Annotated in this window: 13 protein-coding genes; 6 read left to right on the forward strand and 7 right to left on the reverse strand. The window is 66.3% G+C overall.

The features are described from left to right. The first annotated feature begins 128 nt into the window (after window positions 1-128). Together OG716_RS32265 and OG716_RS32270 are read left to right on the forward strand one after the other, a co-directional pair. Window positions 129-686 (forward strand): PadR family transcriptional regulator, encoded by a 558-nt coding sequence (locus OG716_RS32265; protein WP_297623837.1) that lies wholly within the window; start codon window positions 129-131, stop codon window positions 684-686. Continuing rightward, the gene (locus OG716_RS32270) at window positions 679-1,779 is read left to right on the forward strand and encodes an inositol-3-phosphate synthase (RefSeq protein ID WP_355125083.1); all 1,101 of its coding nucleotides are present in this window, start codon (window positions 679-681) and stop codon (window positions 1,777-1,779) included. The genes OG716_RS32265 and OG716_RS32270 overlap by 8 nt, the downstream gene beginning before the upstream one ends. A 281-nt stretch (window positions 1,780-2,060) precedes the next feature. On the opposite strand, the gene OG716_RS32275 is transcribed toward OG716_RS32270, so the two are convergent. From OG716_RS32275 to OG716_RS32300, 6 genes are all read right to left on the reverse strand, one after another. Further along, the gene (locus tag OG716_RS32275; RefSeq protein ID WP_355125081.1) at window positions 2,061-2,486 is read right to left on the reverse strand and encodes a GyrI-like domain-containing protein; all 426 of its coding nucleotides are present in this window, start codon (window positions 2,484-2,486) and stop codon (window positions 2,061-2,063) included. 5 nt (window positions 2,487-2,491) lie between these two features. Beyond that, window positions 2,492-2,947: a GyrI-like domain-containing protein gene (locus OG716_RS32280; RefSeq protein ID WP_355125079.1), complete on the reverse strand. Its 456-nt coding sequence runs from the start codon at window positions 2,945-2,947 to the stop codon at window positions 2,492-2,494. A 165-nt stretch (window positions 2,948-3,112) separates the two neighbouring features. Then, entirely contained in the window at window positions 3,113-5,332 is a 2,220-nt protein-coding gene (locus tag OG716_RS32285; RefSeq protein ID WP_405134228.1) for a transglycosylase domain-containing protein, read from the reverse strand. 109 nt (window positions 5,333-5,441) lie between these two features. Further along, window positions 5,442-6,341, reverse strand: coding sequence for a carbohydrate ABC transporter permease (locus OG716_RS32290; RefSeq protein WP_405134229.1), 900 nt, complete (start codon window positions 6,339-6,341; stop codon window positions 5,442-5,444). Then, complete coding sequence (locus tag OG716_RS32295) at window positions 6,341-7,315, reverse strand: carbohydrate ABC transporter permease (protein ID WP_405140062.1); 975 nt, start codon at window positions 7,313-7,315, stop codon at window positions 6,341-6,343. Before OG716_RS32295 ends, OG716_RS32290 begins: the two co-directional genes overlap by 1 nt. 105 nt (window positions 7,316-7,420) lie before the next feature. After that, entirely contained in the window at window positions 7,421-8,722 is a 1,302-nt protein-coding gene (locus OG716_RS32300) for an ABC transporter substrate-binding protein (protein WP_405134230.1), read from the reverse strand. Between the two features lie 215 nt (window positions 8,723-8,937). On the opposite strand from OG716_RS32300, the gene OG716_RS32305 reads away from it, so the two are divergent. Then, window positions 8,938-9,765, forward strand: coding sequence for a DUF2786 domain-containing protein (locus OG716_RS32305; RefSeq protein WP_405134231.1), 828 nt, complete (start codon window positions 8,938-8,940; stop codon window positions 9,763-9,765). Window positions 9,766-9,804: 39 nt separating this feature from the next. Then, a complete protein-coding gene (locus tag OG716_RS32310; RefSeq protein WP_405134232.1) occupies window positions 9,805-10,323 on the forward strand; it encodes a TIGR04338 family metallohydrolase in 519 nt (172 codons plus the stop codon). Between the two features lie 18 nt (window positions 10,324-10,341). Here OG716_RS32310 and OG716_RS32315 read toward each other — a convergent pair whose 3' ends face one another. After that, entirely contained in the window at window positions 10,342-11,325 is a 984-nt protein-coding gene (locus OG716_RS32315) for an o-succinylbenzoate synthase (protein WP_405134233.1), read from the reverse strand. Window positions 11,326-11,898: 573 nt separating this feature from the next. On the opposite strand from OG716_RS32315, the gene OG716_RS32320 reads away from it, so the two are divergent. Continuing rightward, complete coding sequence (locus tag OG716_RS32320) at window positions 11,899-12,252, forward strand: hypothetical protein (protein WP_405134234.1); 354 nt, start codon at window positions 11,899-11,901, stop codon at window positions 12,250-12,252. Between the two features lie 22 nt (window positions 12,253-12,274). Next, entirely contained in the window at window positions 12,275-12,610 is a 336-nt protein-coding gene (locus tag OG716_RS32325) for a hypothetical protein (RefSeq protein ID WP_405134235.1), read from the forward strand.

Below are 12,610 nucleotides of genomic sequence, written 5' to 3' on the forward strand. Positions count from 1 at the left end.
TGACTCTCAGGGTTCCGTCAGGCGCCGACTGCTCCGGGAGTGCACGCAAACTATATCGGCGCGATATAGTTTGGAACTGCATCCATCGGTTAGGTCTGAAAAGAACAGTCAGGAGGGGGTGAGGCCCGGTGCTCGAGTTGGCAATCCTCGGGCTGCTCCTCGAATCGCCCATGCACGGCTATGAGCTGCGCAAGCGATTGACCGGTCTGCTCGGCCCCTTCCGGGCTTTCTCCTACGGGTCGCTCTACCCGGCCCTGCGGCGTATGCAGGCCGACGGTCTCATTGCGGAGGAGAGTCCGCAGGGGTTGGCAACACGCCGTGCGCGGCGGGTCTACCAGCTGACTGACACCGGCCGGGAGCGGTTCGCCGAGCTCCTGGCCGATACGGGACCACAGAACTACACCGACGACGGCTTCGGCGTTCATCTGGCTTTCTTCAGCCGCACCCCCGCGGAAGCGAGAATGCGGATCTTGGAGGGGCGCCGGAGGCAAGTCGAGGAGCGCCGAGAAGGACTGCGGGAAGCGATCAAACGAGCCAGCGGGCAACTGGATCGCTACACCCGCCAGCTCCATCAACTCGGTCTCGAATCAAGCGAGCGCGAAGTGCGCTGGCTCAACGAGTTGATTGCTGCGGAGCAATCGACGAAGGCGGCACCACAGAAAGAGGGAAATATCGGCCATGAGTGAAATCAACACGGCTGAGGGCGCCATCGAAGTTCGCGTGGCCATCGTAGGTGTGGGTAACTGCGCATCGTCCCTGGTTCAGGGCGTGCAGTACTACAAGGACGCGGATGAGACCGCGACTGTGCCCGGCCTGATGCACGTCAAGTTCGGTCGCTACCACGTTCGCGATGTGAAGTTCGTCGCCGCGTTCGATGTCGACGCCAAGAAGGTCGGTTTCGACCTCTCCGACGCGATCTTCGCCAGCGAGAACAACACCATCAAGATCTCCGATGTGCCGCCGTCCGATGTGACCGTGCTGCGCGGCCCGACCCTCGACGGCATCGGCAAGTACTACGCGGAGACCATCGAGCTCTCCGAGGCCGAGCCGGTCGATGTGGTTGCCGCACTGAAGGCCGCCAAGGTCGACGTGCTGGTTTCCTACCTGCCGGTGGGTTCGGAAGAGGCCGACAAGTTCTACGCGCAGTGCGCCATCGACGCGGGCGCTGCCTTCGTCAACGCGCTGCCGGTGTTCATCGCCTCGGATCCGGTGTGGGCCAAGAAGTTCACCGACGCGGGCATCCCGATCGTCGGTGACGACATCAAGTCCCAGGTCGGCGCGACCATTACGCATCGCGTGATGGCCAAGCTGTTCGAGGACCGCGGTGTGCAGCTCGACCGCACCATGCAGCTGAACGTCGGCGGCAATATGGACTTCAAGAACATGCTCGAGCGCGAGCGCCTGGAGTCCAAGAAGATCTCCAAGACCCAGGCTGTCACCAGCAACCTGAAGAAGGATCTGGGCGCGGGCAATGTGCACATCGGCCCGTCCGATCACGTCGGCTGGCTGGACGACCGCAAGTGGGCGTATGTGCGGCTCGAGGGCCGCGCCTTCGGTGACGTGCCGCTGAACCTGGAGTACAAGCTCGAGGTGTGGGACTCCCCGAACTCGGCCGGCATCATCATCGACGCCGTCCGCGCCGCCAAGATCGCCCTCGATCGCGGTATCGGCGGACCGGTCATCCCGGCCTCCGCGTACCTGATGAAGTCCCCGCCGAAGCAGCTGGCCGACGACATCGCCCGCGAGCAGCTCGAAGCGTTCATCATCGGCGCCGAGTAGTAGCAACGCACCACGCAGGTGAGGGAAGCCCGGCCGGAAGTTCAACTCCGGCCGGGCTTTTGCTGTCGTCGTCGACCCTCGCCCTCAGAAACCCCAGCCCCCCAACAACATCCGCCCCAAGGTCGGGGCCCGCCCCGTTCTGGACTGAGTGGAGCGGGGGAGCGAAGCGGAGGAGCGGAGGGAGGGAAGAACGGGGTAACAGGGCCCCGACCCCGCCCGGAGCGAAGCGGAGGGCAAAACAAACACAGCCCCCCGCCCGCAGCGAAGCAGAGCCAGAAAATTCAGTCGAGCGAGACGTAAACCTCGACCGACGTCGGCCCCGTATACCGCTCGATCTCCGCGGTGTGGGATCGGGTGATGGTTCCGGCGTTTTCGGCCTTGGCGACCTTGGCCCAGGCGGTGCGGAGCAGGTCGTAGGGCTTGTCGGAGACCACGAATTTGGCGTAGCGCCCGGTGGGGATTCGGGTGAGGACGTCGCCGATGTCGAGCTGGTCGAGTCCGGCCAGTTCGTAGCCGAGTACCGCTACGGCATGGTCGTTCTGGCCGATGTAGGCGGCGACGCGTTCCACCTTCTTCTCGCGGGCCAGGTAGCGGTCCCAGGTGAAGTTGACCAGATCGAGGTCGCGTGCGGTGACTTCCCGGCCGGTGAGGGGGATGGTGAGCCCGCCGATGAAGAACGCGTCCAGGGTGATGATCTCGAAATCCACGGCCTCTATCCCTCCGCGCCGGGGTGCAGCGCGACGAAAACCTCTACGGTCCGGGGGTCCGGATACCGTTCGAAATCCCCGGTATACGCGCGGACCAGCGTGCCCGAGGCCTCCAGATCCCACACCGTGCGCCAGACGGAGGCGATGGTGTCGCCCAGATTCTCGCCGGTGCGGGTGAACAGCGCGAAGGTACCCGCGGGGACGCGCGCCAGCACATCGCCGGGCAGCAGGTCGTCCAGGGTCTCGCACTTGTAGCCGACGATATGGGTCAGATACGAGCCGATCTCGGGCGCGTGATCGACATATGCGGTCGCGGGTGGTCCGGGCAGGCTGCGCGAGAGGTTCTGTTTCCAGGCTTCCTCTACTTTGGCGCGGCGCGGCCCTTCGACAGCCAGCGCCGGGCTGCGTAGCACCGTTCCGGCCACCAGCGTTTCGTGGCGTTCAACAACATTGAAATCCACCGGCGTCGCCCCTAAGTCTCGTGCTGTCTCCGACCCCACCCTGCTCCCAACCCGCATCCTGCCACCGATGTCCGGAGTCGATGGCACCGGTGGCCGATTCCACAATATCCGTGGCCGGGGGCGGATGGGTCCGGTAGTCGCGATTCATGATCAACAACTCTGTGGCTAACCGGGAACCGGGATGCTGAGGCCGGGGAAGATCTCCACCTGCCGTGGCGCCGGGGCGGGTGGAATCACCACCACCGGATCCTGTGCCGGCCCCGGAGCGGGATTGAGAATGTCGTAATTTCCACTGGCGGGCGGCGCGCCGGGCAGCGGATTCGAATTCGGGAACTGCTCGATCGGGGTGCCGTCCAGCGCGCCGTCCATGGTCTGCTTCCAGATGTCCGAGGGCAGGCCGGAGCCGTAGATGGCCGATCCGCGCGCGGTGTGAATCGGTTGCGACTGTTCGGTTCCCACCCAAACGGCGGTGGAGAGCGAGGGGGTGAATCCGACCATCCAGGCATCCTTGTTCTGTCCGGTGTCGCCCAGTTGGGTGGTCCCGGTCTTAGCGGCGGAGGGTCGCCCGGCCGCGAGATTGTGATTATTGGAATAGGCGGCGATCGGCAGCATGGCCTGCGAGACGGTGTCGGCCACCGCGGCCTGGATGCGCTGTTCGCCCTTCTGCGGGTCGGCCCCGCGATCGAGCAGCACCCGGCCGTCGCCGGTGGTCACCTTCTGCACGAAGTAGGGCGCGCGGTACGTGCCGGACGCGCCGATGGTGGCGTAGGCCGAGGCCATATCGATCGGCCGTACCGAATACGCGCCCAGCACGATGGCGGGCAGCGGCGCCGCGCCGTCCTCGGACAGCGATTTACCGGCGACACCGGGAATCTGGTCCGGAATGCCGGCCTGATGTGCGGCATTGGCAATGGCTTTCGGGCCCTCGAACAGGCTCTGGGTAAGCCGGTAGAAGCTGGTGTTGAGCGATCGCTTGAACGCCTCGCTGAGCGGGCAGGTGCCGCAGGATTCGCCGCCGACATTCTGGATCTTCTCGCCGTTGACGGTGACCGGCGCGCTGTCGAGCGGGTAGGACATGGTGATGCCCTGCTGCAGCGCCGCCAGCACCGCGAAAGTCTTGAAGGCGGAACCGGTTTGCAGCGGCGCCTGCGCGAAGTCCATGCCGATGCCGTCGGGGCCGCCGTAGTAGGCGCGCACCGCGCCCGATCGCGGATCGACCGACACCACGGCGGTGCGCAGTTCACCTGGCTGCCCGCCCATCACAGTGCCGACGGCATTGAGTGCGGCCTGCTGTGCGCGGGCGTCGATGGTGGTGATGATCTGCAGCGCACCGGTATTGAGTTCCTGCTCGCTGATGCCGGAGGAGCGCAGTTCGCGCAGCACCTGGGTGCGGATGAGTCCTTCCGGACCGCGCGGAATGCTGTCGTCCATCTGGGTGGCGGGGACGATGACCGGGAATTGGACTGCGGCGCGGTCGTTCTTGGTGAGCGCGCCCATGGTCACCATGCCGTCCAGCACGTAGGTCCAGCGGGCACGCAGCTGATCCAGATGGGTCTCCGGGTCCAGCAGCGAGGGGGTGCGCACCACGGAGGCGAGCACCGCACCCTCGGCGACGGTCAGTTCCGGTACCGGTTTGCCGAAGTAGGCCTTGGCGGCGGCGGAGATGCCGTACGCGCCGCGGCCGTAGTAGATGGTGTTGAGGTAGGCGGCGAGAATGTCGTCCTTGCTCCATTCGCGGGACATCTTCGCGGAGATGATGAGCTCGCGCATCTTGCGGCTCAGTGTCCGTTCGGAACTCAGGAAGGCGTTCTTCACATACTGCTGGGTAATCGTGGAGCCGCCGCCGGCGTCTTCCTTGCCGAGCAGATTGTCCCGGGCGGCGCGGGCGAAGGCCGCGGTGGAGAAGCCGGGATTGCTGTAAAAGTTGCGGTCCTCGGCCGAGAGCATGGCCAGGCGCACCGGTTCGGGGACGTCGGTCAGCGGTACCGGGATCCGATTGCCTTCCGGCGGAACGACCTTCGCGATGACGCTGGTGCCGTCGGCGGCGAGGATGGTGGCGATCTGATTGGTCTGCACCGCTGCCGGGTCGGGGATCTCGGCGCTCCAGTACGCGAGTCCCAGCAGCAGCGTGGGTAAGACGAAGAAGATCACGAACAGTGCGGTGATCACCTGCCGAATGCGTTGAGCGCGCGTTCTGGGTGTGCGCGGCCGCGCCGGACGTGGTGCGGCCGTGGACTTTTCGGCTGGTTTCGGGCGTCGCCGCGGCTTGCTGCTCTGCCCGGTCTGCTTGGGGAGGGGGCTGGTCGGGAGCTCGTTCCACCCTGCCAGGGTGTCGTACGGCGCAGGTTGTTCACGGCGCCGCTTACGGGACGAGCTCACGAGCATCTCCTTCCGGAGCGTCGACAAAGCTTGCGTACTTCAGCGCCGCAGACGCGGCGCGACCCATGCTAATGGACGCATGGGCCGCGCTCTGTCATTCCGGGTGTACGCGGGATCAGCTCTTGACGCCGCCAGCGGTGAGACCGGAGATGATGCGGCGCTGGAACAGCAGCACCATGATCACCAGCGGAATCGAGACGATGGTGCCCGCGGCCATGATCGCCGCGTAGGGCTGGACCAGGGGATCGTTACCGGAGAACCGGGCGACGGCGACCGTCACCGGTTCGGTCTTGTCGCTGGAGAGCAAGCTCGCCAGCAGGTATTCGTTGACCGCGGCGATAAAAGCCAGGATCGCCGTGGTGAATACGGCGGGCGCGGCCAGCGGCAGCATGACCAGCCGGAAGGCCTGGAATTTGGTGGCGCCGTCGATGCGCGCGGCTTCCTCCAGCTCCCAGGGCAGTTCGGTGAAGAACGAGGCCAGGATGTACACGGTCATGGGCAGCACGAACGAGATGTTCGGGATGATCATGGCCTGGTAGTGGCCGATCCAGCCGAGATCGGTGAACAGCTGGAACAGCGGCGTCACCAGCACCACGACCGGGAACATGGACGCGCTCAGAATGAGCCCGGAGACCACGTACTTGCCGCGGAAGGTGAGTCGCGCCAATGCGTAAGCGGCCATGACACCGATGAGCAGGGCGACCGCCGTGGTGATCGAGCCGATGATCACGCTGTTGAGCAGCGCGCGCCCGAAGTTGTTGCCGCGGCTGGTGTCGAAGGCATTGCTGAAGTTCTGGAAGGTGACGTGTGTCGGCCACGGCGTGTTGTCGAAGGTGTAGACCGGATCGCGCAGCGCGGTGACGACCATCCAGTAGAACGGTCCCAGGCCCCAGACCAGGACGATCAGCGCGCCAAGGTAGACGCGGCCGGAGGCGAGTCGTTTGGTCCACGGAACTGCTTGCCCGGCAGGGGCTTTCGGCTTCGCCGCGGTCTCGGTGGCCAGATCGGTGCTCATCAGTGCGCCTCCCGCTGTTCTTCCTGGGTGCGAACCGCATTGGCGCCCAATACCTTCACCAGCAGGAACGCCACGGCGAAGATGAGCAGGAAGGTGATGATGGACAGCGCCGACGCGCTGTTGGGGCCCTGGCGCACCTGATCCACCACCAGCATGGAGATGGTGCGGGTGTGCGGGCTGTTCTGCGTCATGATGGCCGGCAGGTCGTACAGGCGCAGGGCGTCCATGGTGCGGAACAGAACCGCCACCATCAGTGCCGGTTTCAGCAGCGGCAGCGTGATATTGGTGAAGCGCTGCCAGGCCGAGGCGCCGTCCACGCGGGCGGCCTCGTACACATCGCCCGGAATGACCTGCAGGCCCGCAAGAATCAGCAGTGCCATGAACGGGGTGGTCTTCCACACGTCGGCGATGATGACCGCGAAACGTGAGGGCCATTCGTCGGCGGTCCACAGGATGTGGGTGCCGAGGACCCGGTTCACCACACCGTCGTACTGGAACATGAACTCCCACAGCCGCGCGGTGACGGCGGTGGGGATGGCCCACGGGATGAGGACGGCGGCGCGCAGTAGGGCGCGGCCCTTGAACGTCTTGCCCATGATGACGGCCATGCCGAGCCCGATGGTGGCCTCGAGCGTCACCGTGACCACGGTGAACAGCAGGGTGATGGCGATGGCCGACCAGAACGACGCACCGAGATTGCCGGTCGGGCAGTCGACCGTCTGGCCGAGCGAGTCGGTGCACTGCTGCAAAATCCAGTGCGTGTAGTTGTCGAACCCGGCGCTGCCGCCCTCGGTGAACATACCGGTGGACTTGTCGAGACCCTGGTCCTTCTGGAAGGACATCCACAGCGCCCGGGCGACCGGATAGCCGATCACGACGGCCAGTGCGAGCAGCACCGGGGTGACGAACAGCCACGCCTTGGCCGATCCGCCCAGGGCGGATCGGCGCTTCGGTTGCGGCGGTGCGGATTTCACGGTCTTGCCAGGCAGGTCGGGCGTCGCGACATCGGTCGCTCCCGAAGGACGTGACACCTTTTTCTTCTCCTACGGGACTCGAGCGTTATCCGCACTGCGTCGAGACTACGAACCGGCGGTCTCGATGCCCTTCTGCATTCCGACAATGGCGTCGTCTACGGATTTGGTGCCGGTCAGAGCAGCATATGCGTTGTCCTGGATGGCCTTCGACACCGCCGGGTAGAACGGGGTGACCGGACGCGGCACGGCCGAGGCGATGGAATCCTTCAGCGCGGGCAGGTACGGCATCTTGGCGATGAGCGCCGGATCGTCGTAGACCGAAGCGCGAACCGACGGCAACCCGCCCTGAGCGATGATGTGCTGTGCGTCCTCGCTGATCAGGTAGCGCAGGAAGTCCAGTGCGGTGGCCTTGTTCTTGGAGAACGAGCTGATGGCCGCGTTGTAGCCACCGAGGGTGGAGGCGCCGATGCCGTCCTTGCCGGGCAGCGGCGCGACGCCGAACTTGTCTTTCACCGCGGAGGCGTCGGAGCCGATATCGCCGAAGCTGGAGGGCCAGTTGCGCATGAACAGGAGCTTGCCCGTGGCGAAGGCGTTCTGGCTCTCGGGCTCCTTGAAGGAAATCGCTTCCTTCGGGATGTCACCGTTCTTGTAGGCGTCGACGAGCACCTGCAGCCCGGCGCGGGCCTGCGGGCTGTTCACGGTGGGGGACTTGCCGTCCGGGCCGACGAAGCTGCCGCCGTAGGCGTTGATGAGCTCGGCGGTGTTCACGGTCAGACCCTCGTAGGGCGCGAACTGACCGGAGTAGCAGCCGATTCCGGCATCCTTGGCCTTGGCGCAGTCGGCCAGCAGTTCGGTCCAGGTCTTGGGCGGCTCGGGGACCAGGTCCTTGCGGTAGTACAGCAGGCCGCCGTTGGTATTGCGCGGCGCGGCGTACAGCGTGCCGTTGTAGGTGGCGCTGGCGACCGGCGGCGACAGCAGGGTCGAGGTGTCGATGGCGAAGGAGTCCTTCAACGGCTGGATCCAGCCCTTGGCGGCGAACTCCGCGGTCCACGGCACGTCGAGCGCGACCACGTCGTAGTCCGACTGTTTGGCGCGCATGTGCTGCGCCAGATCGTCGTACTGCTGGGAAGCGTCGTTCGACTGCTCCTTGAACGTCACCTTCTCGTCCGGGTGCGAGCTGTTCCACCGGTCGATGAGCTGCTTGACCGCACCGGTTTCGGTGGTGTCCTTGCCCTCGACATAGGTGATCGGGCCACGTCCGGTGAGGTTCTGCGAGATGGCGTTGGTGCTCGAGTCGCTCGAGCAGCCCGCGGCGAATGTCGCGGTCAGCAGCGCAGCGGAGGTGAAAGCCACCGCGGCGCGCGGAATCAGCGACGATCGTAGGGACGACACCTTCTTCAAAACCATCTTTGATACTCCAGGGTCGAGACGTGAGCGGCGGCACACTCAGCCGGTTGCACAAGGGAAGATACATGGTTGCGCTAACGTTCGTCGGAGCTACCTCGTGGTTCGCGGCCCGTCTCGGTCTGGACTGACGGAGCGGGGGAGCGAAGCGGAGGAGCGGAGGAGGGAAGACCGAGACTCCCAGGGCCGCGAACCCGCCGAAGCGAAGCGGAGGCAAATTGGGCACCGACAAACTACTTACGCGTATCGGTGGATTGCTGCGCCAAGCCGAATCCACCGACAACGAGCACGAGGCCGAGGCGTTTCTCGCTGCCGCACAGAAGCTCGCGACCAGGTCGTCGGTCGATCTGGCGGTGGCGCGCGCGCATATCGCGGGCCGGGAGCGGCGGCCGACGCCGATCCAGCGTGTGGTGCCGATCGGCGAGCCCGGCAAGAAGGGCCTGCGCACGTACGTGCAATTGTTCGTGGCCATCGCGGCCGCCAATGATGTGCGCTGTGATGTGGCGCGGTCCTCGACGATGGTCTACGCCTACGGTTTCGACACCGATATCGACACCTGCGAGGCGCTCTACGGCAGCCTGCTGGTGCAGATGGTGCGGGCGTCGGATCAGTACATCAAATCGGGGGCCTATCGGACCGCCACCACCGAGAAGGTGGTCGCCGAAACCCGGTGGGGCCGTACCGTGCAGCGCCGGGTACAGGCGCCGGTAGCCGCGGTCACCGCGCGCCTGAATTTCCAGATGGCCTTCGCCGCGCGCATCGGACGCCGGCTGGGCGAGATCAAGACCGAGGTCGAGGCCGAGGCGGTGCGCACCGAAACCGTTTCCACCGGAACGGCATTGGCATTGCGCAACAAGGAGCTGGAGCTCACCGACTTCTACACCAGCACCTCCGAGGCGCGTGGCACCTGGCGCGGGCCGCAGGCGTCGGCGGGCTATTCGGCGGCCGCGCGCCGGGCCGGAGACCGCGCGGGCAAGGCGGCGCGTTTGGGCACGGCCCCCGAATTGGACGGCGCTCGCGGGCAATTGCCGCGCGGCGGGCAGTGAGCGCTCACCCGGTGGCAGGCAACCATCGGATGGCCGGAAATGGGCGCGGCGGTGCGTGATTCGCAACGGGCTCAGGTGTACGACGCGGAAATGCTGGTGCGCGGAGTATTCGAGCGCGCCGATGAATTCGGGACACGCACGGTGGAGGTACTCGGTTCACAGGTGACACTGCCGATCGAGCGAAAGTTCGCCTCGGTGGAATCGGTGCAGAGTTATGTGAATCGGGTGCTCGCATTGAATTGGGTACGTGCACAATGGGAACGGTCGGAAACCCCGATTCTGGTGCGCGCCCGGGCCGGTGCGAAGGCGGCGCACTACGAGGCCGACGGAGCTGTTCTGGCTGTTCCGCTGCATGTGCACGGCCGCGCGTGGGCGCTGCGGGAATTGGTGATCCTGCACGAATTGGCGCATCATCTGGACCCCGATCACGCCGAAACCGCGGCGCACGGGCCGGAATTCTGCGGCCGCTATGTGGAATTGGCGGAGGGCGTCATCGGGCCCGAAGCCGCGCTTCTCCTGCGCACCACTATGTACTCCTGTGGCGTCCGAATTACGTGACCCGCACCATTGCCGGCTCTATTCCAGGTGGCGGCGAACACGGGTGAGGCGGCTGTGCCACCAGGCGGTTCGGCCCGGGTCCGGGTGCCGGTAGCGCTTCAGCAATTCGAGGCTGGGAGTGGGCGGGGTGGCCGGGACCGGGAGGTAGCCGTCCACCGGGCGCAGGGAGTCGGGGACCAGGTCTCCGGTGAAGAGGGAGAGGGTGTCCAGGCCGCATGCGAAGTCGAGTTCGGGAAGGGTTGCGGCCAGGGCGATCTGGGCGGAGAGGCCGACACTGGTTTCCAGTGCCGAGGAGACGAGGCAGGGCAATCCGGCGGCTTCGGCGACCCGCAGTGCCCGCCGGACTCCGCCCAGCGGTGTGCATTTCAGCACCGCGACATCCGCTGCGCCCGCCACCGCGACCCGCATCGGATCCTCTGCGCGCCGAATCGATTCGTCGGCGGCAATACGCACATTCACCCGGCGGCGCACGGCGGCCAGCTCCTCGATGGTGCGGCACGGCTGCTCGACATACTCCAAACCACCTGCGGCCCGGTCGATCTGCTTGATGTGCTCGACCGCAGTCTCCACATCCCACAGCCCATTGGCGTCGACCCGCACCGCCCCGCCGGGCCCGAGCGCCTCCCGAGTGGCCGCCACCCTGTCGATATCCTCCGCCAGCGACCCCGGATGATCGGCAACCTTCACCTTCGCGGTCCGGCACCCCGACGCGGCAACGACCTCCCGAGCCCGCTCCGGTCCAACGGCCGGAACGATGCAGTTCACCGGCACCCGATCCCGCACCGGCTCAGGCCACCCGATGGTCACCTGCTCCACCGCTGTAGCAAGCCAGGCGGCCGCCTCCCGATCGTCGTACTCGGGAAACGCACAGAACTCTCCCCACCCGAGCGGCCCGGGTATCAACATCCCTTCGCGCACGGTGATCCCGCGAAACCGAGTCCGCATCGGAATCGCATAGACGATCGCAGCATCGAAGTCCGGGGCACCAGCGCTCTCGTTCATCCCTCAGCACCCTACTCAGCTATGCGATCCGCGCCTGCTCGCGGGAATCGGAGTGGCGGTGGGCTCGCGACACGGTGAGAATGCCTGGACAAGACGATCGACCGGGGGAGTCCACCTATGTATCCGCCCAATGAACCGCGTCGGCCAGGGGCGGATGGCCCTCGCCCGAATCCCGCCCGTCCGCCCGCGCCGCCGCAGGGGCCGGGTGGTCCGGTGCCGCAACGGAATCCGGGCATCCCCGGACGTCAGCAGCCGCCGCCCGGTCCGGGACGTCCGCCGGGACCGAGCGGTCCGGGGCAGTCGCGGGGACCGGCGGAACCGGTGCCGCAGCGGCATCCGGGCGGGACGGGACATCCGCCGGGTCCCGGTGTTTCACGAGGGTCCGGTGGCCCCATACCTCCACAGGAACCGGGCCGTGGGGTGCAGCCGTATGGGGCGGATGCGGCCGAGACGGTCAAGCACACCCTGCCACCTGGCGACTCTGGGGTGAATCAGATTGTGCCGGAGCAGAATCCCGTGGCTGCGGGACCTGGCCGGTCGATGTCGTCACCCGCAGAGGTGTCGCGACCATCGGTGGCGCGCAAGGACGTGCTCCTGGCGACTGTGTTGTTCGTGGTGGATGTGGCTATTGCGGCGTTGTTTGCGTACGACCTTTTCGGTAAGGCATTCGGGCTGATTCATAATCGGTGCACTGCGAAGAAGGACTTCTCGGTGCAGTGTGAGGCGATTCGGCCGGCCGGATCTGCCCTGTGGGGGTTGCTGATTGCGGGCGGCGGGATGTCGCTGGCCTTGGGGGCGGCGCTGGTGCTGGCTGCGGTCGCGGCCATGACGGGGCGGCGGGCCTGGTGGTGGACTGCGGCGGCGCTGCCGGTGATCGCGGTGTGCGGGGGGATCGGGCACGTTCTGGTCGGCAACGCCGTCGGGTGAGGCGCGGGCGCATGCTGGAGGGATGGCGGAGTGGTGGCGGCCGCCCATGCGCTGGGCGGATCTCGCTGTCTCCACGCTGACCTACATCGCGGCATGCGGATCGGCCTGGGTGGTAGCGGGTTTCGTGCCGGACTACCAGGTGCTGGCGCGCGGGTCGGGCGACCCGCACTACCTCCCCGTCGCTTACGCCGTCGGCTGGTTCGGCATCGCCGTGACGCTCATGCTGGTCCCGCTCTGGATACTGCGCGCCGTCCAGTGGCGCCAACGCTCCTGGACCACCGCATTACTCGCCTTCCCGATGCTCGTCGAGGCGTGGGTCCTGGGCCTGCTCACCGCCATAGTGGCAGTGTCGATCTGA

Origin of the sequence: Nocardia sp. NBC_01388 (assembly GCF_045040085.1) — a bacterium.
GTDB lineage: Bacteria > Actinomycetota > Actinomycetes > Mycobacteriales > Mycobacteriaceae > Nocardia.

What these genes read in the sequence shown, in the direction of transcription:
- OG716_RS32285 (WP_405134228.1), bottom strand. Translation starts at nt 5,332, where the DNA reads ATGCTCGTGAGCTCGTCCCGTAAGCGGCGCCGTGAACAACCTGCGCCG.
- OG716_RS32270 (WP_355125083.1), top strand. Translation starts at nt 679, where the DNA reads ATGAGTGAAATCAACACGGCTGAGGGCGCCATCGAAGTTCGCGTGGCC.
- OG716_RS32310 (WP_405134232.1), top strand. Translation starts at nt 9,805, where the DNA reads ATGGGCGCGGCGGTGCGTGATTCGCAACGGGCTCAGGTGTACGACGCG.
- OG716_RS32290 (WP_405134229.1), bottom strand. Translation starts at nt 6,341, where the DNA reads ATGAGCACCGATCTGGCCACCGAGACCGCGGCGAAGCCGAAAGCCCCT.
- OG716_RS32300 (WP_405134230.1), bottom strand. Translation starts at nt 8,722, where the DNA reads ATGGTTTTGAAGAAGGTGTCGTCCCTACGATCGTCGCTGATTCCGCGC.
- OG716_RS32315 (WP_405134233.1), bottom strand. Translation starts at nt 11,325, where the DNA reads ATGAACGAGAGCGCTGGTGCCCCGGACTTCGATGCTGCGATCGTCTAT.
- OG716_RS32325 (WP_405134235.1), top strand. Translation starts at nt 12,275, where the DNA reads ATGGCGGAGTGGTGGCGGCCGCCCATGCGCTGGGCGGATCTCGCTGTC.